Consider the following 22,035-nt stretch of genomic DNA (forward strand, 5'->3'; position numbering starts at 1 on the left):
AAGTGCTATCTTTGATGGCCTCTTTATCTGGCTTAAACGGGGCGCTAATGACAGATTCTGAATTAAAGCAACTGAGTGAGCAGGTCGGGCTGGCATTAAAAGCTCGCGGTGCGACGGTGACCACGGCAGAGTCCTGTACCGGCGGTTGGGTCGCGAAAGTGCTCACCGACATCGCCGGCAGTTCAGCATGGTTTGAACGCGGGTTCGTGACCTACAGCAATGAAGCCAAATCGCAGATGATCGGCGTCAGCGAGGTTACGCTCCTCGGCCATGGCGCGGTGAGCGAGCCGGTGGTGGTTGAGATGGCCGTTGGCGCGCTGCGCGCGGCGCGCGCCACCTATGCTATTTCGGTGAGCGGCATCGCCGGACCGGATGGCGGCAGCGAGGAGAAACCTGTCGGAACGGTGTGGTTTGGCGTGGCCTGTGCGAACGGGCAGGGCGTGACCCGGCGTGAATGTTTTGCCGGAGACCGGGAGGCGGTGCGTCGTCAGGCAACGGCTTATGCGCTAAATCTCCTCTGGCAACAATTTCTACAAAATACTTGATACTGTATGACTATACAGTATAATTGCCTCAACAGAACAGAATTCACCACCCGGTTTCACCCGGCATGACAGGAGTAAAAATGGCTATCGACGAAAACAAACAGAAAGCGTTGGCGGCAGCACTAGGCCAGATTGAAAAACAGTTCGGCAAAGGCTCCATCATGCGCCTGGGTGAAGACCGTTCCATGGATGTGGAAACTATCTCCACCGGTTCGCTTTCCCTGGATATCGCCCTGGGCGCCGGCGGTTTGCCGATGGGCCGTATCGTCGAAATCTACGGGCCTGAATCGTCCGGTAAAACGACACTGACCCTGCAGGTTATCGCCGCCGCGCAGCGTGAAGGTAAAACCTGTGCATTTATCGATGCAGAGCACGCGCTGGATCCTGTTTATGCGCGTAAGCTGGGCGTCGACATCGACAACCTGCTGTGCTCTCAGCCGGACACCGGCGAACAGGCGCTGGAAATCTGTGACGCGCTGGCGCGCTCAGGTGCCGTAGACGTTATCGTTGTCGACTCCGTGGCGGCGCTGACGCCGAAAGCGGAAATCGAAGGCGAAATCGGCGACTCTCACATGGGCCTCGCGGCGCGTATGATGAGCCAGGCGATGCGTAAGCTGGCCGGTAACCTGAAGCAATCCAATACGCTGCTGATCTTCATTAACCAGATTCGTATGAAAATTGGCGTGATGTTCGGTAACCCGGAAACCACCACTGGCGGTAACGCGCTGAAATTCTACGCCTCTGTGCGTCTCGATATCCGTCGTATCGGCGCGGTAAAAGATGGCGATAACGTCATCGGCAGCGAAACCCGCGTCAAAGTCGTGAAAAACAAAATCGCCGCGCCGTTCAAACAGGCTGAGTTCCAGATTCTTTACGGCGAAGGTATTAACTTCTACGGCGAACTGGTTGACCTGGGCGTGAAAGAGAAGCTGATCGAGAAAGCGGGCGCATGGTACAGCTACAACGGCGATAAGATTGGCCAGGGTAAAGCAAATGCTATCTCCTGGCTGAAAGATAACCCGGCTGCGGCAAAAGAGATTGAGAAAAAAGTGCGTGAGCTGCTGCTGAATAACCAGGATTCCACACCGGACTTCGTGGTTGACGGTAACGGTGCGGGTGCAGAAGAAACCCACGAAGATTTCTGATAATCTCATCGAAAGATAATGAAGGGCTGCGAATGCGGCCCTTTTGCTTTTTGATTGTCGAGGTGCCCGTGACTGAACCTTCATCCCGCCGTTCCGGCTATGCCCGCCTGCTGGACCGCGCAATCCGTATCCTGGCGATGCGCGACCATAGCGAACAGGAGCTGCGGCGTAAACTCGCTGCTCCGGTACTGGGAAAAAATGGCCCGGAGACGCTGGACGTCACGCCGGAAGAGGTAGACACCGTTGTCGCCTGGTGCATTGAGAACCGCTACCTTGACGACGGTCGCTTTGTTCGCCAGTTTATTGGCAGCCGTAGCCGCAAAGGATATGGCCCGGCGCGTATCCGCCAGGAGCTCAATCAGAAAGGTATTCCCCGCGACGTTAGCGAAAGCGCGATGCGCGAGTGCGATATTGACTGGGCCGCGCTGGCGAAAGAGCAGGCGCAGCGAAAGTATGGCGAACCGCTCCCGACGACATTTGCCGATAAAGTCAAAATCCAGCGGTTTTTGCTGTACCGTGGCTACCTGATGGAAGATATTCAGGAAATCTGGCGAAATTTTGCAGATTGACCCATCGGGTATTTTACTTCCCAGTAAAGAAAACTTATCTTATTCCCACTTTATTCCGTCCGGTCGCTGGCTGTTAACAGGCAATCAGCGCCCACGACGATTATTCCTTATACACAAAATCATTCGCGCTGCGTCAAGGCGGCAGGAGAGTGAGTCACCTGGAGCGTACAGAGGTACGTGGTCGGGGTGAACGAGCGCAGCCCGCGTAGAGGCGGCGTGAAAGGTGAAGTGTATAGCTTGATTTCAGGATAATTATGAGCAAGAGCACTGCTGAGATCCGTCAGGCGTTTCTCGATTTTTTCCATAGCAAGGGACACCAGGTCGTTGCGAGCAGCTCCCTGGTGCCGCATAACGACCCGACCCTGCTGTTTACCAACGCCGGGATGAACCAGTTCAAGGATGTTTTCCTGGGTCTCGACAAACGCCATTATTCTCGCGCGACGACCGCGCAGCGTTGCGTTCGTGCGGGTGGTAAACACAACGATCTGGAAAACGTCGGTTACACCGCGCGTCACCACACTTTCTTTGAAATGCTGGGTAACTTCAGCTTCGGCGACTACTTCAAGCAGGATGCCATCAAATACGCATGGGAACTGCTGACCGGGGAAAACTGGTTCGCGCTGCCGAAAGATAAACTGTGGGTGACCGTTTACGAAACCGATGACGAAGCTTTCGATATCTGGGCGAATGAGGTCGGCGTTCCACGTGAGCGTATTATCCGCATTGGCGATAATAAAGGCGCGGCGTTCGCTTCTGACAACTTCTGGCAGATGGGCGATACCGGGCCGTGCGGTCCGTGTACCGAAATCTTCTTCGACCACGGTGACCACATCTGGGGCGGTCCTCCGGGAAGCCCGGAAGAAGACGGCGATCGCTACATTGAGATCTGGAACATCGTCTTCATGCAGTTTAACCGTCAGGCCGACGGCACCATGGAGCCGCTGCCGAAGCCGTCTGTCGACACCGGTATGGGTCTGGAGCGTATTGCTGCCGTTCTGCAGCACGTCAACTCCAACTATGATATCGACCTGTTCCGCACTCTGATTGAGAACGTCGCGAGAGTCACCGGCGCAACCGACCTGACGAACAAATCGCTGCGCGTTATCGCTGACCATATTCGTTCCTGCGCATTCCTGATTGCCGACGGCGTAATCCCGTCGAATGAAAACCGTGGCTACGTGCTGCGTCGTATCATTCGTCGTGCCGTGCGTCATGGCAACATGCTGGGTGCGAAGGAGACCTTCTTCTGGAAACTGGTTGCTCCGCTGATTGATGTCATGGGCGCCGCCGGTGAAGAGCTGAAGCAGCAGCAGGCTCAGGTTGAGCATGTGCTGAAAACCGAAGAAGAGCAGTTCGCTCGTACGCTGGAGCGCGGTCTGGCGCTGCTGGATGAAGAGCTGAGCAAGCTGAAGGGCGATACGCTGGATGGCGAAACCGCTTTCCGTCTGTATGACACCTATGGTTTCCCGGTTGACCTGACCGCCGACGTTTGCCGCGAGCGCAATATTAAAGTCGACGAAGCAGGCTTTGAAGCCGCAATGGAAGAGCAGCGTCGTCGTGCGCGTGAGTCCAGCGGCTTTGGCGCAGACTACAATGCGATGATTCGCGTTGACGGCGCTTCTGAATTTAAAGGCTACGACCACCTGGAGCTGAATGCGAAAGTGACCGCACTGTTCATCGATGGCAAAGCTGTTGATGCCGTGACTGCGGGCCAGGAAGCGGTTGTCATTCTGGATCAAACGCCGTTCTACGCAGAATCCGGTGGCCAGGTGGGCGATAAAGGCGAACTGAAAGGCGCCGGTTTCTCCTTCGCGGTCAGCGATACGCAGAAATACGGCCAGGCCATTGGTCATATCGGTAAACTGAGCCACGGCACGCTGAAAGTGGGCGATGCGCTGGAGGCTGATGTCGATCGGGCTCGCCGTCAGCGTATTCGTCTGAACCACTCGGCAACTCACCTGATGCATGCGGCATTACGTCAGGTTCTGGGTACGCATGTGGCGCAGAAAGGCTCGCTGGTGAATGACAAAGCGCTGCGCTTTGACTTCTCTCACTTCGAAGCCATGAAGCCGGAAGAGATTCGCGCGGTGGAAGATCTGGTCAATGCTCAGATCCGTCGCAACCTGCCGGTTGAAACCAACATCATGGATATCGATGCGGCGCGAGAGTCTGGTGCGATGGCGCTGTTCGGCGAGAAATATGACGATCGCGTTCGCGTACTGAGCATGGGTGATTTCTCCACCGAGCTGTGCGGCGGTACTCACGCTTCACGTACCGGTGATATTGGCCTGTTCCGTATTACCTCTGAATCCGGTACCGCTGCGGGCGTTCGCCGTATCGAGGCAGTGACCGGCGAAGGCGCAATTGCGTATCTGCATGCGCAGAGCGATCTGCTGGGCGATATCGCACAGTTGCTGAAGGGCGACAGCCATAACCTTGGCGATAAAGTGCGTGCCGCGCTGGAACGTACTCGCGTACTGGAAAAAGAGCTGCAGCAGCTGAAAGAGCAGGCGGCGGCGCAGGAGAGCGCAAACCTCTCCAGCAAAGCAGAAGAGATTAACGGCGTCAAATTGCTGGTCAGCGAGCTGGCCGGCGTTGAGCCGAAAATGCTGCGTACCATGGTTGATGACCTGAAAAACCAACTCGGTTCTACGGTCGTTGTGTTAGCCACGGTGGCGGATGGTAAGGTTTCTCTGATTGCCGGTGTGTCTAAGGATGTGACAGATCGCGTGAAAGCAGGGGAGCTGGTTGGAATGGTCGCCCAGCAGGTGGGTGGCAAAGGGGGCGGTCGTCCGGATATGGCTCAGGCCGGCGGTACCGACGCGTCTGCTCTCCCTGCAGCGTTAGCCAGTGTGAAAGGCTGGGTCAGCGCAAAACTGTAATAACTATAAATGCATAGCTACCGTTATCCCTGGATAACGGTAGCTTGCGAGAGAAGCACTGATAACGATAAAGTCGGGTTGAAGTTGTGTATATCGGCTAAACTTAGGTTTAACAGAATGTGATGCCGTGACTGCTTACACCGTAAGGTGTTTGTCATCGCTTACTTTTTGGCGTTATATGATGGATAATGCCGGGATACGAGAGACCCGACTCTTTTAATCTTTCAAGGAGCAAAGAATGCTGATTCTGACTCGTCGAGTTGGTGAGACCCTCATGATTGGAGATGAGGTCACTGTGACAGTTTTAGGGGTTAAGGGTAACCAGGTACGTATTGGCGTTAATGCCCCTAAAGAAGTCTCCGTGCATCGTGAAGAGATCTACCAGCGTATCCAGGCTGAAAAATCCCAGCAGTCCAGTTACTAAGGTTTTCGCGCCTCGCGATTCCGTGAGGCGCATCCCCGCTCCCGTCCTTCTTTCTGACTTTTCTTCTTCTGCTCTCTCCCATTTTTGTTTATTGCCTATCGATCGCGACATTAATCTTTTGCTTACCGCTGGCCGAAAGCCCTGAATTCCTGTTGATAAAACACTCTTTTTGCCGTTTTTGCAGGCTAATTGCGCGGTAAGTGTGCAAACGGAAAAAGGTCTCGAAAAATTGTTTGACTTATAAGTACCAGAAAGTAATATGTGCGCCATCGCAGCGACGAAGAGCAGAAACAAGTTCTTCGAAGCACTCGTAAGAGGCGTGTGGTGAGGTGGCCGAGAGGCTGAAGGCGCTCCCCTGCTAAGGGAGTATGCGGTCAAAAGCTGCATCCGGGGTTCGAATCCCCGCCTCACCGCCATTTTGCATCCGTAGCTCAGCTGGATAGAGTACTCGGCTACGAACCGAGCGGTCGGAGGTTCGAATCCTCCCGGATGCACCATATTTTTCCATTTCTTCAGCAATGAAGAGGTGGTTGGGGTAGCGGTAATAACCGCAAGCACCAGGAAGGATAACGTTGCATTAGCAACGGCCCGCAGGGCGAGGCGAAAGCCGAGTCATCCTCCCGGATGCACCATCTTACTCAGTGTGGCAAGTGTTAGATGTGACACTGACGCGTAGTAAAGTAGTTCTCCCTGATGCATCCGTAGCTCAGCTGGATAGAGTACTCGGCTACGAACCGAGCGGTCGGAGGTTCGAATCCTCCCGGATGCACCATCTTCTCCGAGATAACAACGAAAGTGTTATTTCATGGTCTGCGAGATAATCGTCAGCACCAGGGAAGTCAATGTAGTAAAGCAGTTCTCCCTGATGCATCCGTAGCTCAGCTGGATAGAGTACTCGGCTACGAACCGAGCGGTCGGAGGTTCGAATCCTCCCGGATGCACCATCTTCTCCGAAATGACAGCGGAACTGTTATTTCATGGTCTGCGAAATAATCGCCAGTACCAGGGAGGATAACGTTGCGTAAGCAACGGCCCACAGGGCGAGCGAAGTGAGTCATCCTCCCGGATGCACCATCTTCTCCGAGATAACAGCGAAAGTGTTATTTCACGGTCTGCGAGATAATCGCCAGTACCAGGAAAGACAGAGTAGTAAAGCAGTTCTCCCTGATGCATCCGTAGCTCAGCTGGATAGAGTACTCGGCTACGAACCGAGCGGTCGGAGGTTCGAATCCTCCCGGATGCACCATCTTCTCCAGATTCACATCAAATTTATCGCTTCATGGTCTGCGAAATCATCGCCAGCACCAGGGAGGATAACGTTGCGTGAGCAACGGCCCGTAGGGTGAGTAAAACGAGTCATCCTCCCGGATGCACCATCTTCTCCAGATTCACATTAAATTTATCGCTTCATGGTCTGCGAAATTATCGCCAGTACCAGGGAGGATAACGTTGCGTGAGCAACGGCCCGCAGGGTGAGTAAAACGAGTCATCCTCCTGGATGCACCATCTTCTTCAGTTTCTCCTTTTTCTTAAAATCCCAAACCGTTTATCCGTTCTGTGCCTGCCTTTTCTGGCAAAAGCGGCCTGGACCATTCAGGCGGCGGATCTCTTTCAACGATGCTGAGCGATCTTTTTTTATTGGCAAGTGACTCTTTCCACTATAATTTACCCGTATGTATCGACCTGATTTGGGTGAGATGAGTGCAAGGAGAGAAATCCATGAAATGGTTCAAAGCAATACCTGCGTTTTGTGCGACGCTTCTGGTAGCCGTATCGTTAGCTGGCTGTGCGGGATCGCCCACAAAGGAAAGTACCGGTGGCTATATTGACGATACCGTCGTCACCACGAAGGTTAAAACGGCGCTGTTTAACGAAAAAGATATTAAGTCTTCTGAAATTAGCGTACAGACCTTTAAAGGACGTGTTCAGTTGAGTGGTTTTGTCTCATCAGCGAAGGACGCCAGCCGCGCGGTGGAAGTCACCCGCAGAGTGCAGGGCGTTCGTTTGGTTGAGAACGATTTAAAAATCAAATAAATCATGATATGAGTCACATAAAGGCGCCCGAAGGCGCCTTTATTGCCTGAGGCGCTGGCCGCGACAACATGCGCCTTTTGCGATAAAGTAACGTTTTCTTACCCGGTTTGTGAGAACACGATGTACGAACGTTACGCAGGACTGATCTTTGATATGGATGGCACCATCCTTGATACCGAACCGACGCATCGTAAAGCGTGGCACGAGGTTCTGGGCCGTTACGGAATGCGTTTCGACGAGCAGGCGATGGTCGCGCTCAATGGTTCTCCGACCTGGCGTATAGCCCAGGCGATTATCGAACTGAATCACGCTGATTTAGATCCTCACCGTCTGGCGGAGGAAAAAACCGTGGCCGTGAAGGCCATGCTGCTGGACAGCGTGCGTCCCTTACCGTTGATAGACGTTGTGAAGGCATGGCACGGGCGTCGTCCGATGTCGGTCGGGACCGGCAGCGAAAGCGCCGTCGCTGAGGCGCTGCTGGCGCACCTCGGCCTGCGTCACTACTTTGCGGCGGTGATTGCCGCCGATCATGTCCAGAATCATAAACCCGCGCCCGATACCTTCCTGCTGTGCGCGGAGCGCATGGGCGTCGCGCCGGAAACATGCGTCGTCTTTGAAGATGCTGATTTTGGTCTGCAGGCGGCGAAGCGTGCGGGGATGGATGCCGTGGACGTTCGGTTGCTGTGAGCGACGCACTGTCGCTGATATCGCTGTTTGCCAGTAGTTTTTTGAGCGCCACATTACTTCCCGGCAATTCGGAAGTTGTGCTGGTTGCTATGCTACTTACGGGGGCAAGCCAACCGTGGGCCCTGGTATTAATAGCAACAATCGGCAATAGCCTTGGAGGGGTAACTAACGTTATTCTGGGGCGCCTGTTTCCGCTGCGCAAAACATCGCGCTGGCAGGAAAAAGCAACCGGCTGGTTAAAGCGCTACGGCGCGGTCACATTATTATTAAGCTGGGCGCCGGTCATCGGCGATTTACTGTGTCTGCTGGCGGGATGGATGCGCATCTCCTGGGGGCCGGTACTTTTTTTCTTATGCCTTGGTAAAGCGTTACGCTATATCGTCATTGCGGTGGTAACGCTTCAGGGCATGACGTGGTGGCACTAATTGTGGAACTAAGACTATCCCGACAGGCCGTGTTACCGGTTATTTTACACCTCGGCTGTGCCCGAAATCCGCACGTACTGCCAGTGCGATCCGGTTTTCGCGCGCGGAACCGGCAACAGTAACGTCTTCTGGGATAACCTGTATGGTCACCATTACAATTATGCTTATTCAAACGATTTCGACAGGCGGGAGGTCAAATTGATCCCGGATGTATCACAGGCGCTGGCCTGGCTGGAAAAAAATCCACAGGCTCTTCAGGGTATCCAACGTGGTCTTGAGCGTGAAACGCTGCGCGTCAATGCCGATGGCTCACTGGCGACGACCGGTCACCCTCAGGCCCTTGGCTCGGCGCTGACCCATAAATGGATTACTACCGACTTTGCTGAAGCGCTGCTGGAGTTTATTACGCCGGTTGATGGCGACATTCAGCATATGCTCACCTTTATGCGCGATGTTCATCGCTATACCGCTCGTCAACTGGGCGATGAGCGGATGTGGCCACTGAGCATGCCTTGCTATATTGCTCCTGGTCAGGATATCGAACTGGCGCAGTATGGCACCTCGAATATTGGCCGTCTGAAAACGCTGTACCGCGAGGGGTTGAAGAACCGCTATGGCGCGCTGATGCAAACTATCTCCGGCGTGCACTATAACTTCTCGCTGCCGATGGCTTTCTGGCAGGCGAAGTGCGGCGTTGACGATGCGGAAAGCGGCAAAGAGGCGATTTCCGCCGGCTATTTCCGTTCAATTCGTAACTATTACCGCTTCGGTTGGGTGATCCCATACCTGTTCGGCGCCTCTCCGGCTATCTGCTCTTCGTTCCTGCAGGGCAAACCGACGACGCTGCCGTTTGAGAAAGCGGAAAATGGTATGTACTACCTGCCTTATGCGACCTCGCTGCGCCTGAGCGATCTGGGTTATACCAATAAGTCGCAAAGCAATCTCGGGATTACGTTTAACGATCTCCACGAGTATGTGGCAGGATTGAAGCGGGCGATTAAAACGCCGTCGGAAGAGTATGCCCGGATTGGCCTCGAGAAAGATGGCAAGCATCTGCAAATCAACAGCAATATTTTGCAGATTGAGAACGAACTCTACGCGCCAATTCGGCCGAAGCGTGTGACCCGCAGCGGTGAGACGCCTTCCGACGCGCTGCTGCGCGGCGGTATTGAATATATCGAAGTCCGCTCGCTGGATATCAACCCGTTCTCGCCGATTGGCGTTGACGAGCAGCAGGTGCGTTTCCTCGACCTGTTTATGGTCTGGTGCGTGCTGGCCGATGCGCCGGAAATGAGCAGCGATGAGCTGCTGTGTACGCGCACCAACTGGAATCGCGTGATTCTGGAAGGCCGTAAGCCGGGGCTGACGCTGGGTATCGGCTGCGAAAGCGCGCAGTTCCCGCTGGCTCAAGTGGGTAAAGATCTGTTCCGTGATTTGCGCCGCGTGGCGCAGACGTTAGATAGCATCCACGGTGGCGAAGCCTACCAGCAGGTTTGTGATGAGCTGGTTGCCAGCTTCGACGATCCGGAATTAACTTTCTCAGCCCGCATTCTGCGTTCTATGCTTGAAGAAGGGATTGGCGGCACCGGTAGGGAGCTGGCCGATCGATATCGTACGATGCTGCGGGAAGAGCCGCTGGAAATTTTGCGTGAAGATGATTTTATCGCTGAACGTGAAGCTTCAGTGATGCGCCAGCAGAAGGTGGAAGCGGAAGATAGCGAGCCGTTTGAAGCCCTGTTAGCAAGACACGCGTAGCAAAAAGCGGTACAAAAGAAAAAGGCCACATCAATGTGGCCAAACTTTCATCTCTGATTCAGGGATGATGATGATAATAAATGCGCGTCTTTCATATACTCAGACTCGCGGGTGTAAGAAGAGTTCATTTTATTTTAAAAAAAATCACTATCGGAGGTGAAGAATGCCGTTGTTAGATAGTTTCACAGTCGACCATACCCGCATGGAAGCACCGGCGGTGCGCGTTGCGAAGAAAATGAACACGCCGCACGGCGATGAAATTACCGTTTTCGATCTGCGTTTTTGCGTACCAAACCAGGAAGTGATGCCGGAAAGAGGGATTCATACTCTTGAGCACCTGTTCGCGGGCTTTATGCGCGACCACCTGAACGGCAATGGTGTGGAAATTATCGACATCTCTCCGATGGGCTGCCGTACGGGCTTCTATATGAGCCTGATTGGTACGCCGGATGAGCAGCGTGTAGCCGACGCCTGGAAAGCGGCGATGGCCGATGTGCTGAAAGTGAAAGATCAGAAGCAGATCCCGGAACTGAACGTCTACCAGTGCGGTACCTATACCATGCACTCGCTGGAAGAAGCTCAGGAGATCGCACGCCATATCATCGAGCGCGATGTGCGCATCAACAGCAACGATGAGCTGGCCCTGCCGAAAGAAACCCTGCAAGAACTGCACATCTAGTGCTTATTGTCGGTCCGGCGATTTCCGCCGGGCCGCTATTCCTGCGCCGCTATGTCGACGACCCTCACCTTCTCGTTTCAACACCGCGCCCTGGTGCCATTTGCCCATGATTACGCTCACGGTGATAGCGAACCGTGGCATCAGCATGACTGCGCCCAGCTGCTGCATATTCTCAGCGGCGTGGTGCGGGTTGACACGCCGGTGGGCTACTGGGTTGTCCCGCCCGGACGCGGCGTCTGGCTGCCGGCAGGTACGCCCCACGCGCTGCGTGTCACCGGACAGGTCGCGGCCCGCACGCTGTTTATCGATCCGCTCGCCCGGGCCGATCTGCCGTCTTCGTGCCAGATCGTGCAGATCACTCCGCTGCTGCGTGAGCTGATCGTGACCTCGCTGGCCCTGGCGGAGCGCTATCAACCCGGCAGTCGCGATGAGCGCATTTATGAACTCATTCTCGATGAGATTCGCGGTATGGCGGTGCTGCCATTTGGCCTGCTGGAGCCCCGGAGCGAGGCGCTGCGCCGTTTATGTCACAAGGTGCGGGAAATGCCGGGACAAGCCTGGAGCAGCCAGCAGGCGGCGAAAGAGAGCAATATGAGCGAACGCACGCTCAACCGCCATTTTCAGCAGCAGACCACGCTCACCTGGAGTGAATGGGTGCGCCGGGCGAAACTGATGGAAGCGCTGGTTCGCCTGGCGCAGGGACAATCGGTGCTGCGGGTGGCGCTCGATCTGGGCTATGGCAGCCATAGCGCCTTCAGCGCGATGTTTCGTCGGGTGATGGGCGTCGCCCCCAGCGATTACTTCCGTCCGCCGGCTTGCGCGTCTGCGCCGACCGCATGACACAGCGCCTGCAATGAGGCGCGCGCCACGTCATTATCGATTCCAACGCCCCAGCGACTGTCGCCATTGGGGAAAATACAGCGAATATAGGCCACTGAACGGCTGTCGCTACGTTCACCGAGAGTATGTTCGTGGTAGTCCTTAATGACGAACGCTTGCTTCAGCAGCGCGCTGAGGCCGCTGGCGGCCGCGGAGAGCAGGCCATTACCGTGGCCCTGAAGGCGACGCGTCTCACCGTTGACCCGCAGCGTACCCCGCAACGCAAGCTGGCCGTCCTGTCGGCTGTCAGTTTTATACTCCAGCAGCGCCAGCGGTGGCTGAGTAACCAGCCCGTAACGGGAACGGAACAGCTGCCAGAGGGCATTCTGCGTCATCTCTTTGCCATGCGTATCGGTCTCTTGCTGAACGTGCAGGCTGAAATCTTGCTGCAGCGCACGGGGCAGCTTCAGTCCGTGATTCTGTTCGATTAACCAGGCGCTGCCGCTCTTACCGGACTGGCTGTTGACGCGGATAACCGCTTCATAGCTACAGCCGATGTCCTGCGGGTCGACGGGCAGGTAGGGCATCTCCCAACGATCGCCGGGCTGACGGGCATCGAATCCCTTCTTAATGGCATCCTGATGAGAACCGGAAAAGGCGGTGTAGGCGAGGCTGCCGGCCCACGGATGGCGAGGATGAACCGGCAGCTGATTGCAATTCTCCACCACTTCCACGACCCGTTTCATCTCCGGGAAGCTGAGCCGCGGCGTAATCCCCTGGCTGTAGAGGTTCATGGCCAGGGTGACCAGACAGACGTTACCGGTACGCTCACCGTTGCCGAACAGACAGCCTTCTACGCGGTCGGCGCCGGCCATCACCGCCAGCTCCGCGCTGGCAACGCCGGTCCCCCGGTCATTATGCGGATGAACGCTAATGCAGACATCGGCCCGGCGGGAGAAATGGCGGCAGAAAAACTCAATCTGGTCAGCGTAAACGTTCGGGGTACTGACCTCGACGGTGGCTGGCAGGTTGATAATCATCGGTCGTTGTGCGCAGGGCTGCCAGATATCCGCTACCGCTTCGCAGATATCCAGGGCAAATTCCGGTTCGGTAAAGCAGAAGGTTTCCGGGGAGTATTCATACTGCCAGCGGGTCTGCGGCTGCTCTTCACACTGCTGGCGAATCAGGCGAGTGGCGCGGGTTGCCAGCTCAATGACCTGCGCTTTATCCATCCCGAAAACCAGCTTGCGGAACAGCGGGGCGGTGGCGTTGTACAGATGGACGGTGGCGCGATGGGCGCCGCGCAGCGATTCAAAGGTTCGCAGGATAAGATCTTCTCGCGCCTGGGTCAGCACCTGGATGGTGACATCTTCTGGAATGCGCCGTTCCTCAATCAGCTGGCGGACGAAGTTGAAGTCGGTCTGAGATGCCGAGGGGAAGGCGACTTCAATCTCTTTAAATCCGCACTCCAGCAGCAGATCCCAGAACTGCAGCTTACGTGCGCCGTCCATCGGTTCGGCCAGCGCCTGGTTGCCATCGCGCAGGTCGGTTGAGAGCCAGCGCGGCGCGTGGGTTATCGGGTTGTCCGGCCAGCGGCGGTCGGGCAGGGAAATGGGCGGCCAGGGGCGATATTTTTCACCGGGATTTGTCAGCATAGTTCTCTCCTTGTGTCGGATCTTTATCCTGCCGAAGCGCAGAGCGGGCTGCTTTAGCAAACTGGACAGAAACTAGCGAGAACTGGACAAGGTTGGCGTAGCGCCGGCAATAAAAAAGGGATCCGCAGATCCCTTCAGGTCAAACCTTAGTGCGCACCGCCGCCGCCGCCCCCGGCGCTAAACGGCGGTCTGGCAAACCACACCAGCCCCAGCAGCAGGATAAAGATCGCCGCCGAGAACCAGAAGATTTCGTTGGCGGAGATAATCAGCCCCTGGTTAGTTATCTGCTGCGCTATCCAGCCGGACGCCTGCTGTTGAGTCATCCCTAATCCCTGCAGCTGGTCATACATCTGCTGGGCGTTGGGATTATAGGGCGTCACCGACTCGGTGAGCTGCGCATGGTGCAGCGCCTCGCGGTTAGTCCACATGGTGGTGGTAATCGAGGTGCCTATTGACCCTGCCAGCGTACGGGTGAAGTTCGACAGGCTTGATGCCGCCGCCAGCCGTTCCGGCGGAAGGCCGGACAGGGTGATGGTGGTCAGCGGCATAAAGAAGCAGGCCACCGCGAAGCCCTGGATAAACTGCGGCCACGCCGAGGCGCCGAAGTCCATGCCGGGCTCGAAAGTCCAGGCGCGCCAGTAGAAGCACACCGCGTACATGATAAAGCTGAAGGTCACCAGCCGGCGCATATCGAGCTTATGGGCAAAGCGGCCGATAATTGGCGACAGGATAACCGGGATAACCCCCACCGGTGCGGAAGCCAGACCGGCCCAGGTGGCGGTATAACCATATACCTCCTGCAGCAGCTGCGGCAGCAGCACGATAGCACCGAAGTAGAGCATGTAGGCGAGACTGATGCACAGACAGCCAATGGTGAAGTTTCGCGATTTAAAGAGCGAGAGGTCGACGATCGGGTTGTCGTCGGTCAGCTCCCAGACGATCAGGAAACTGATGGCGATCACCGCGACGATTGTCAGCACGATAATCTCGTTGGAGGCGAACCAGTCCAGCTCTTTACCGCGGTCAAGCATCACCTGCAGGCTGCCGATACCGATCACCAGCAGCGCCAGGCCGACGCCGTCAATCCGCCGCTGTTCGGTACGGGTTTCGCGACTGCGCAGGGTTTGCAGCGTCATCACCACCACCGCGATGCCAATCGGTACGTTGATGAAGAAGATCCAGCCCCAGTGGTAGTTGTCGCTGATATAGCCGCCGAGAATAGGGCCGCAAATCGGCGCGACGATCACCGTCATCGACCACAGCGCCAGCGCGATAGAACGTTTGGCGGGCGGATAGTTGCTGAGCAGCAGACTTTGCGACAGCGGAATCAACGGACCGGCGACGATCCCCTGAATCACGCGGAAGAAAATCAGCATCGTCAGGCTGTTGGACATCCCGCAGGCCCAGGAGGCGATGGCAAACGCCACCGTCGACCACAGGAACAGCTTCACTTCCCCGACGCGTTTTGCCAGCCAGCCGGTGATCGGTATAGAGATAGCATTCGCCACCCCGAAGGAGGTGATAACCCAGGTCCCCTGGCTCAACGATGAGCCAAGGTTACCGGCAATGGTCGGAATGGCCACGTTGGCGATAGTGGAGTCCAGCACCTGCATGAAGGTCGCAAGCGACAGCGCAATGGTCATGATGACCAGCTGCGCGCCTTCCAGCGGTTTTTGCGGTTGCATTACGCTCACTCCGAATTATCCCGCGTTAGCCTGGATGATACCGTCGATCAGTTTGTTCACCGGCTCAAGGGCGATTTCGCGGGCATTGCTTTCATAAACCGGGGATTTGCGCGTCTGGTTAGCCAGCATTTCGCCGTCGCGGTTGGTGGTGTTCACTTCAACCAGCGTTGAAAGACCAATACGCAGCGGATGTTCAGCCAGCTGTTTGGCATCGAGCTCAATACGTACCGGCAGACGCTGGACCACTTTGATCCAGTTACCGGTGGCGTTTTGTGCCGGCAGCAGTGAGAACGCGCTGCCGGTCCCCATGTCCAGCCCGACGACCTTGCCGGTGTACTTCACATCATCGCCGTAAATATCGCTGATGACGGTCGCTTCCTGGCCGATGCGCATATGCGCCAGCTGAGTCTCTTTAAAGTTGGCGTCGATCCACAGATTGGTGGCCGGTACGACCGCCATCAGCGGCGTGGTGGGGCTAATCTGGGCGCCGGGCTGCACGGCACGACGGGAAACGTAGCCGCTAATCGGGCTGACGATTTGCGTACGCTGCAGCGCAAGCCAGGCGTTGCGGACATCCGTCGCCGCCTGCAGAACCGCCGGCTGTTGTTCCAGGCGGGTATTCAGCACGATAGCCTGGTTAGCGTTGAATTGCTGAATGGCGACATCCAGTTCGGCCTGGGCGCTGGCGACGGTATCGCGAGCGTGCTGCAGCTCTTCGCGGCCAATCAGGTTGGCGGCGCCCAGCGGGATACGACGATTGAGATCGGTCTGTGCCTGAGAGAGCGCCGTTTTCTTGACGTCGATATTCGCCTGCAGCTGTTTGCTGTTGATCATCTGCTGACGCGTCTGGCGAACGCTGGCGGCCAGCTGGGTTTTCGCTTTTTCAAATGCCTGCTGGGCATCGGTCTGGTCCAGGGTGACCAGCGGGTCGCCTTGCTGCACGAAATCGGTGTTGTCGGCCCAGACTTTCGTCACGCTGCCGGACACCTGCGCCATGATTTGCACCTGGTTCCCTGCCACGTAAGCGTCATCGGTCTCTTCATAATGACGCAGTACCAAAAACCAATAAACTCCGTATGCCACGGCAATAATAATAAAGAGCAATGTCAGTAGCAGAAGGGCGCCTTTGCGTTTGCCCTTCTTGCTGTCCGGTTGCTGCGGGGTTTGGCTCTCCGCATTTGCGCTCATGTTATTCTCCACGATCTTATTATTTCACATCGGCTGAGCCGACCTGTTTATCAGAAAGGCCAGCAGATGATCTGCTGGCCTGTCTGTTTTTCCTTGTCAATCCAGAAAAAGTTTTGAGCAGTTCCCGCGCTTAACGCAGCGACTCCGCCAGTACGCCATCCTCTTCCATCTGGTCAAGGCGGCTAAGCAGTTTGCGGGTGATGTGCTCGAGCTGGTCTTTCTCGCTGGTGCTCAGAGAAGACCAGAGCTGATGCAGGCAGTTGTGCTGCGGCGGTAAAACTTCGCGCAAAAACTGATGACCTTTGTCGGTGAGTTGCAGATGCAGGCAGCGGCGATCGTTGTCGCTTTCGCGACGCTCAATCCAGCCGCGTTTTTCCAGTTCATCGGCAATACGGGTTGCGTTGGTCCGTGACGATCCCAGCGCGCAGCTCAGCTCAGAAGGCTGAATACTGTGGTTTTCCTGAGACTCCAGCGTGATCAGTGCCATAAATAATGTCTCGTTAATCCCCTGCGCTTTCAGCATCTTATTGCGGTTTTCCAGTAGCTTACCTTGCATGTGCATACAGAGGCGGGTGAGCAGAATCTCCTGGAAAGGGAAATCTTCGTGACGGCTGGCGCGGAACTTGAGCATTTGCTCAATGGGAGTAAACGAACTATCCATTTGGGTATGACCTCATTAATTACAGCCGATATAATAACTATTGTGACAAATAAATCAAATCAATTATTGACTAAAATTGATACTTTAAAAGTATAAAAAAGTTGTGATTTTCCATGCTATTCCATAGGCCAACGCGCTCAGCAGCGTGGGCATAATAATGCTGCGCGTCTTCCAGAACGCCAGTCCCAACACCGTGAATCCAACCAACGTAGGCAGCAGCCGTCTGGAATCGCTGAGGATTTCCGGCACGCTGGAGACGATCAGCAGGGCGCAGATGGAGGCGATGCCGATGGTATCGAGCAGCACGCTGAGCGGACCGCGTCGCGTCGGGCGCGCGTTTCCTGCGCGCAGGCGCAGCGGCAGATAGCGAAACAGATAGTTCACGCAGCCGACCACTATCCCGATAATCAGCACGTTATTGTTCATCGGGCATCCCCTGAATGCTGGCCTGAATCAGCGCGGCCAGACAGCCGCAGACAATCCCGGCGAGAATGGCCGCTGGAATAGAAAACAGAATAATGCCGCCCAGGGCACCGGCCAGGGCGGCCGTCACGCTGAGAGACTGTTTCCGCTGGAACGAGGCCAGTAAGAAGCTCATAAACAGCGCGGGTAGCATAAAGCTCAGCGCGGCTTCCACCGCCGGAAAACCGACCAGCAGGCCGCTACCGGAGTAGGCGCCGATCAGCGTGCCGAACACCCATGATATCCAGGAGGTGAAGGCGATACCGAGCATCCAGCTTTCGCTCCAGAGGCGGTTGTCGCGAACCAGCTTTGCGGTGGCCGCCGCGAAAACTTCGTCGGTCAGGCCAAAAGCCCAGAGCGCGGTTTTTCGTTTATCCAGCGCGCGATGAATGCGGCTACGTAGCGAAGGGCCGTACAGAACGTGACGCACATCCATCGCCATCACGGTGAGGGCCGCCACCCACAGCGAGCTGCCTGCGGCGAGCATCGCGGTAATGACGAACTGGCTGGCGCCGGCGTAGATGATGCAGGAAAAGAACAGGCTTTCCAGCGGCGTGAAGCCGAGTCGGGTGGCGTTCAGGCCAAAGGCGAAGGCCACGGGAATGTAGCTAATCACAATCGGCAGGCTGTCTTTAATCCCTTCAGGCAGCGTGGCCTCACTGGCAGGGGCAGGTTTTTCCATAGCGCGTTATTTATTGATAACTCACGTGAATATCACATGATTGAACAGGTGAGATTACCTTAGCAGAGAGCGGGGCGCTTTGACACCTTGTTAAGCGGCGCTGGCGGGTGAGTGGGACCGTCTGAACGCTACCCCGGCCGGCGCCGGGGTAGCGGAGTGGCGCGCTCAGGTACCCGGACTGCGCGCTGCCTCCGGGCCTGAGGGCAGGTTACTTCTGCGCGGCCAGCGCTTCTTTCACCCAGCCGTCAAACTGCTGCTGGTGGGCTTTGATCCAGCCATCAACGTGACCCTGAATATCCGCTTCTGAGGCATGACCTTCATGCATCATGGCGTTTTCGGCGTTAATGTCGGCAATCGGTAGTTTCATGATGCTAAACAGTTTTGCCGCCGCCGGGTTTTTCTCTGCCCAGGCTTTGTTGGCCACGATGTGCATCGTGCTTACCGGGAAGCCATAGTTCGCGCCGTTAGCCAGTTTGGTATCGATATTTTTCTGCACTCCCGGCAGGGAGGAGAACGGAACCTGCAGCCAGACGACATCTTTGCCCGGCTTCAGCACGTCGCTGACCCAGTACGGCGTCCATGTGTAGTAGATAACCGGCTTACCTTCTTTAAAGCGGGCAATGGTATCGGCCATCATCGCCGCATAATTCCCCTGGTTGTGCACCACCGTTTTGCTCAGGCCATAGGCATCAATCTGATGATTAATGACCGCTTCGCAGCCCCAGCCCGGCGTACAACCGGTCAGATCGGCTTTACCGTCGCCGTTGGTGTCGAACAGTTTGGCAATTTTCGGGTCTTTCAGCTGATCGATGGATTTGATGTGATACTGTTCGGCGGTTTTTTTGTCAATCAGGTAGCCCTGTGCCGCGCCGTTAACAAAAACGCCTTCGCGATAGAAGCTTTTATCGCCACCGGCGGCAGCGTACATATCGTCATGCAGCGGCTGCCAGTTGACGGCGGTGAAGGTCGCGTCGCCGGAGGCAAGCGAGGTATAGCCAACGTTGTAGTCCACTTCGCTGGGCTTATCGACGGTGTAGCCCAGTTTTTCCAGCGCGCGGCTCACCAGCAGGGTCTGGAAGGTCTCTTCCGTAATGGTGCTTTGAATCGGTTTGACGGTAATGCCTTTTCCCGGTAGGTCGGCTGCCCAGGCAGCGCTGGTGGCGAGCAGAGTGGCAAACGTTGTGGCAATAATCGTGTTATGTCGCATCGTTATTCCTTATGAATGAGAAGGGAGAGCTGCGGGCCCGGCAGGTGCAGTGCCGCCGGGCGATGAGAAGACTATTTACAGAACGGGCGGGTAATCAGCCCCAGAGGACCGGTTGCGTACCAGCGACGGTTGCCGCGGCTGCGGGAATCGCGGCCGACGGCCTGGGTCAGGCGGTCGAGAATAATCGCCAGAATGACGATCCCGACGCCGCCGACGCTCGCCAGCCCCATATCGAGGCGGCCGATCCCGCGCAGCACCATCTGGCCAAGACCGCCCACGGCGATCATCGAGGCGATCACCACCATTGACAGCGCCAGCATCAGCGTCTGGTTAACCCCGGCCATGATGGTCGGCATTGCCAGCGGAAGCTGCACTTTAAAGAGCAGCTGACGCGGGCTGGCGCCGAACGAGCGCGAAGCCTCAATCAGGTCTGCGGGCACCTGGTTAATCCCGAGGATGGTCAAACGGACGATAGGCGGCAGGGCGAAGATAATAGTCACCACCACGCCTGGAACGTTACCAATCCCGAACAGCATGACAATCGGTACCAGGTAGACGAACGCCGGCGTTGTCTGCATGGCATCCAGCAGCGGGCGAATAATTTTCGCCGCTCGTGGGCTACGCGCCAGCCAGATCCCCAGCGGCAGGCCGATCAGCATACAGAACAGCAGTGCGGTCAGAACCAGCGCCAGAGTCACCATCGCCTGCGACCAGGCGCCGATGGCACCGATCGCAACCAGAGAGATCAGCGTCGCTACGCCCATCCCCACGCTGGAGATTTGCCAGGCGATAAGCGCGAACAGCACAATGGCGACCGGTGCCGGCATGCCTAATAACAGCTGCTGGAAAGCGCTGAGGATGTAGTCCACCGGCACACGGATGCCCTGGAACAGCGGGCGGAAGTGCACCACGATCCAGTCGATACCGTGCGTCACCCAGCTGTCGAGCGGGATCAGCGTTTTATGGAACGGATCCATGATGTTGAAATGTTCCGGCTGCGGCGCCGGCGCGCTGTTTAGCCAGTCGGCACCGCCGCCATCGGTCGGTGCGGATGCCGGGGTGCCCCAGGCATCGGCAGATTGTGCGGCGCTATCCGCCGCCGGTGCGGTATCCCACGGGTTAGATTGATCAGCCATTGTTTGCCCCCTCGCGATCTAAAGCCTTCAGCAGCATTCCTTTAGAAATAATGCCGATGTACTGGTGCCCTTCATCCACAACCGGAACCGCGCACGGTGCCTGGCCGACGTGGGAGAGCAGGTCGCTGAGCGACGTTTGCGCATCTACCGCCTGCGGGGATGCGAGTAACGCCGCATCAATTCCCTGACCTTCGCTCAAGGCGGATTTCAGTGAATCAATAGAGACAATACCGACAAACTTATTACCACGTTCAATCACATAACCATATTCACGGTCTTCGTCCTGCAATAATTTCAATGCTGAACGCGGACCGAAACCTGGCGTTTTACGAATTAAGCCTACCGGGCTTCGTCGGGCAATATCTTTAGCGCTGAACACCTGGCTAATATCGACACCGCGGAAGAAGGTTTTGACATAATCATTGGCGGGATTATTCAGTATTTCATCCGGGGTACCGACCTGAATGACTTCGCCATTTTGCATGATGGCGATGCGATCGCCAATGCGCATGGCTTCATCAAGATCGTGGGAAATAAATACCACGGTACGCTGATGTTTCGCCTGTAATTTTGTCAGCTCATCCTGCATTTCTGTACGAATTAATGGGTCAAGGGCCGAGAAGGCTTCGTCCATTAATAAGATATCAGGGTTGATGGCCAGCGCACGGGCGAGGCCGACGCGCTGGCGCATTCCGCCGGAGAGCTCATCCGGGTAAGCATGCGCGTAATTCTCCAGGCCGACCTGACGCAGCGCCTCCAGCGCTTTCTGCTGGCGCTCCTGGGTCGACATGCCCGCCAGCTCCATACCAAAGGCGGCATTGTCGAGCACGGTCATATGCGGCATCAGCGCAAATGACTGAAATACCATAGCGATCTTTTTTCTGCGCACCTCACGCAGCTCGGCTTCTGAGATTTTGGCGATATCGACGCCATCTATCAGCACCTGCCCGCGGGTGGGTTCAATCAGGCGATTGAGAAGGCGAACCATGGTGGATTTTCCTGAGCCGGAAAGCCCCATGATGACGAATATCTCGCCTTCTTCAATGGTCAGACTGGCGTCTTTTACGCCAAGCGAAAGTCCCGTTTTTTCCAGTAGTTGTTCTTTAGTAAATCCTTTTTCAATATATTTGAACGCTCGCTGTGGATGCTCGCCAAATATCTTATAGAGATTCTTAATTTCTAATTTAATTGCCATGCAATAGAGAGTTTCCTGTTATTTGTATTATGTCAATATAGTACCTGGTGGAGATAATTACCTTTTTACACCCTAACATACTCAGATTCTGTGACAACCCTCAATGTCCCATCGGCGGCGAAATGAGAGGGCCGCACTTCGGCGTATTCCCCATGATAGAAGGGCTGAGCGTTGATTATTGGCAGGTGATATTTTTTACA

20 protein-coding genes and 5 tRNA genes are annotated in these 22,035 nt (G+C 55.9%); 16 read left to right on the forward strand and 9 right to left on the reverse strand.

Translation table 11 applies throughout. The annotated features are described in order from the left end of the window. The first annotated feature begins 47 nt into the window (after positions 1–47). The 16 genes from pncC (at position 48) to DSD31_RS05635 (ending at position 11,985) form a co-directional block, all read left to right on the forward strand. On the forward strand, positions 48–545 hold the full coding sequence (pncC, locus tag DSD31_RS05560; protein WP_004866836.1) for a nicotinamide-nucleotide amidase: 498 nt from the start codon (positions 48–50) through the stop codon (positions 543–545). 80 nt (positions 546–625) lie between these two features. After that, positions 626–1,690 (forward strand): recombinase RecA, encoded by a 1,065-nt coding sequence (recA, locus tag DSD31_RS05565; protein ID WP_004866835.1) that lies wholly within the window; start codon positions 626–628, stop codon positions 1,688–1,690. Positions 1,691–1,758: 68 nt separating this feature from the next. Continuing rightward, complete coding sequence (gene recX / locus DSD31_RS05570; RefSeq protein ID WP_015585887.1) at positions 1,759–2,259, forward strand: recombination regulator RecX; 501 nt, start codon at positions 1,759–1,761, stop codon at positions 2,257–2,259. Positions 2,260–2,513: 254 nt separating this feature from the next. Beyond that, entirely contained in the window at positions 2,514–5,141 is a 2,628-nt protein-coding gene (gene alaS / locus DSD31_RS05575; RefSeq protein WP_004866830.1) for an alanine--tRNA ligase, read from the forward strand. A gap of 238 nt (positions 5,142–5,379) precedes the next feature. Further along, on the forward strand, positions 5,380–5,565 hold the full coding sequence (gene csrA / locus DSD31_RS05580; protein WP_000906486.1) for a carbon storage regulator CsrA: 186 nt from the start codon (positions 5,380–5,382) through the stop codon (positions 5,563–5,565). 323 nt (positions 5,566–5,888) lie between these two features. Next, positions 5,889–5,981, forward strand: a tRNA-Ser gene (locus tag DSD31_RS05585). Between the two features lie 4 nt (positions 5,982–5,985). Beyond that, a tRNA-Arg gene (locus tag DSD31_RS05590) sits at positions 5,986–6,062 on the forward strand. A gap of 198 nt (positions 6,063–6,260) precedes the next feature. Next, a tRNA-Arg gene (locus DSD31_RS05595) sits at positions 6,261–6,337 on the forward strand. A gap of 95 nt (positions 6,338–6,432) precedes the next feature. After that, positions 6,433–6,509: transfer RNA gene (locus DSD31_RS05600), tRNA-Arg, on the forward strand. A gap of 225 nt (positions 6,510–6,734) precedes the next feature. Next, positions 6,735–6,811: transfer RNA gene (locus DSD31_RS05605), tRNA-Arg, on the forward strand. 473 nt (positions 6,812–7,284) lie between these two features. After that, positions 7,285–7,599: a BON domain-containing protein gene (locus DSD31_RS05610; protein ID WP_004866826.1), complete on the forward strand. Its 315-nt coding sequence runs from the start codon at positions 7,285–7,287 to the stop codon at positions 7,597–7,599. A gap of 120 nt (positions 7,600–7,719) precedes the next feature. Continuing rightward, positions 7,720–8,286, forward strand: a complete 567-nt coding sequence (gene yqaB, locus DSD31_RS05615; protein WP_004866822.1) for a fructose-1-phosphate/6-phosphogluconate phosphatase — start codon at positions 7,720–7,722, stop codon at positions 8,284–8,286. Further along, complete coding sequence (locus tag DSD31_RS05620; RefSeq protein WP_004866820.1) at positions 8,283–8,711, forward strand: YqaA family protein; 429 nt, start codon at positions 8,283–8,285, stop codon at positions 8,709–8,711. The genes yqaB and DSD31_RS05620 overlap by 4 nt, the downstream gene beginning before the upstream one ends. 198 nt (positions 8,712–8,909) lie before the next feature. Continuing rightward, positions 8,910–10,466 carry a glutamate--cysteine ligase gene (gene gshA / locus DSD31_RS05625; RefSeq protein WP_015585888.1) on the forward strand — a complete coding sequence of 519 codons (1,557 nt, stop codon included), beginning with the start codon at positions 8,910–8,912 and terminating at the stop codon, positions 10,464–10,466. Positions 10,467–10,629: 163 nt separating this feature from the next. Continuing rightward, entirely contained in the window at positions 10,630–11,145 is a 516-nt protein-coding gene (gene luxS, locus DSD31_RS05630; protein ID WP_004866815.1) for an S-ribosylhomocysteine lyase, read from the forward strand. Positions 11,146–11,196: 51 nt separating this feature from the next. After that, entirely contained in the window at positions 11,197–11,985 is a 789-nt protein-coding gene (locus DSD31_RS05635) for an AraC family transcriptional regulator (protein ID WP_004866811.1), read from the forward strand. Here DSD31_RS05635 and leuA read toward each other — a convergent pair. From leuA to proV, 9 genes are all read right to left on the reverse strand, one after another. Continuing rightward, complete coding sequence (gene leuA / locus DSD31_RS05640; RefSeq protein WP_113990876.1) at positions 11,943–13,619, reverse strand: 2-isopropylmalate synthase; 1,677 nt, start codon at positions 13,617–13,619, stop codon at positions 11,943–11,945. The genes DSD31_RS05635 and leuA overlap by 43 nt on opposite strands. 146 nt (positions 13,620–13,765) lie before the next feature. Further along, on the reverse strand, positions 13,766–15,304 hold the full coding sequence (emrB, locus tag DSD31_RS05645) for a multidrug efflux MFS transporter permease subunit EmrB (RefSeq protein ID WP_004866805.1): 1,539 nt from the start codon (positions 15,302–15,304) through the stop codon (positions 13,766–13,768). A gap of 15 nt (positions 15,305–15,319) precedes the next feature. After that, on the reverse strand, positions 15,320–16,492 hold the full coding sequence (emrA, locus tag DSD31_RS05650) for a multidrug efflux MFS transporter periplasmic adaptor subunit EmrA (protein ID WP_004866802.1): 1,173 nt from the start codon (positions 16,490–16,492) through the stop codon (positions 15,320–15,322). 130 nt (positions 16,493–16,622) lie between these two features. Next, on the reverse strand, positions 16,623–17,153 hold the full coding sequence (gene mprA, locus DSD31_RS05655; protein ID WP_004866799.1) for a transcriptional repressor MprA: 531 nt from the start codon (positions 17,151–17,153) through the stop codon (positions 16,623–16,625). Positions 17,154–17,237: 84 nt separating this feature from the next. After that, the gene (gene ygaH, locus DSD31_RS05660) at positions 17,238–17,579 is read right to left on the reverse strand and encodes an L-valine transporter subunit YgaH (RefSeq protein ID WP_004866795.1); all 342 of its coding nucleotides are present in this window, start codon (positions 17,577–17,579) and stop codon (positions 17,238–17,240) included. After that, the gene (locus DSD31_RS05665) at positions 17,569–18,297 is read right to left on the reverse strand and encodes an AzlC family ABC transporter permease (RefSeq protein WP_088883707.1); all 729 of its coding nucleotides are present in this window, start codon (positions 18,295–18,297) and stop codon (positions 17,569–17,571) included. The genes ygaH and DSD31_RS05665 overlap by 11 nt, the downstream gene beginning before the upstream one ends. Positions 18,298–18,505: 208 nt before the next feature. Further along, positions 18,506–19,504: a glycine betaine/L-proline ABC transporter substrate-binding protein ProX gene (gene proX, locus DSD31_RS05670; RefSeq protein WP_004866790.1), complete on the reverse strand. Its 999-nt coding sequence runs from the start codon at positions 19,502–19,504 to the stop codon at positions 18,506–18,508. A gap of 71 nt (positions 19,505–19,575) precedes the next feature. After that, positions 19,576–20,640 (reverse strand): glycine betaine/L-proline ABC transporter permease ProW, encoded by a 1,065-nt coding sequence (proW, locus tag DSD31_RS05675; protein WP_004866787.1) that lies wholly within the window; start codon positions 20,638–20,640, stop codon positions 19,576–19,578. Then, the gene (proV, locus tag DSD31_RS05680; protein WP_004866784.1) at positions 20,633–21,835 is read right to left on the reverse strand and encodes a glycine betaine/L-proline ABC transporter ATP-binding protein ProV; all 1,203 of its coding nucleotides are present in this window, start codon (positions 21,833–21,835) and stop codon (positions 20,633–20,635) included. The genes proW and proV overlap by 8 nt, the downstream gene beginning before the upstream one ends. Between the last annotated feature and the right edge of the window lie 200 nt (positions 21,836–22,035).

It is taken from the genome of Klebsiella sp. X13 (assembly GCF_003323835.1).
GTDB lineage: Bacteria > Pseudomonadota > Gammaproteobacteria > Enterobacterales > Enterobacteriaceae > Klebsiella > Klebsiella ornithinolytica.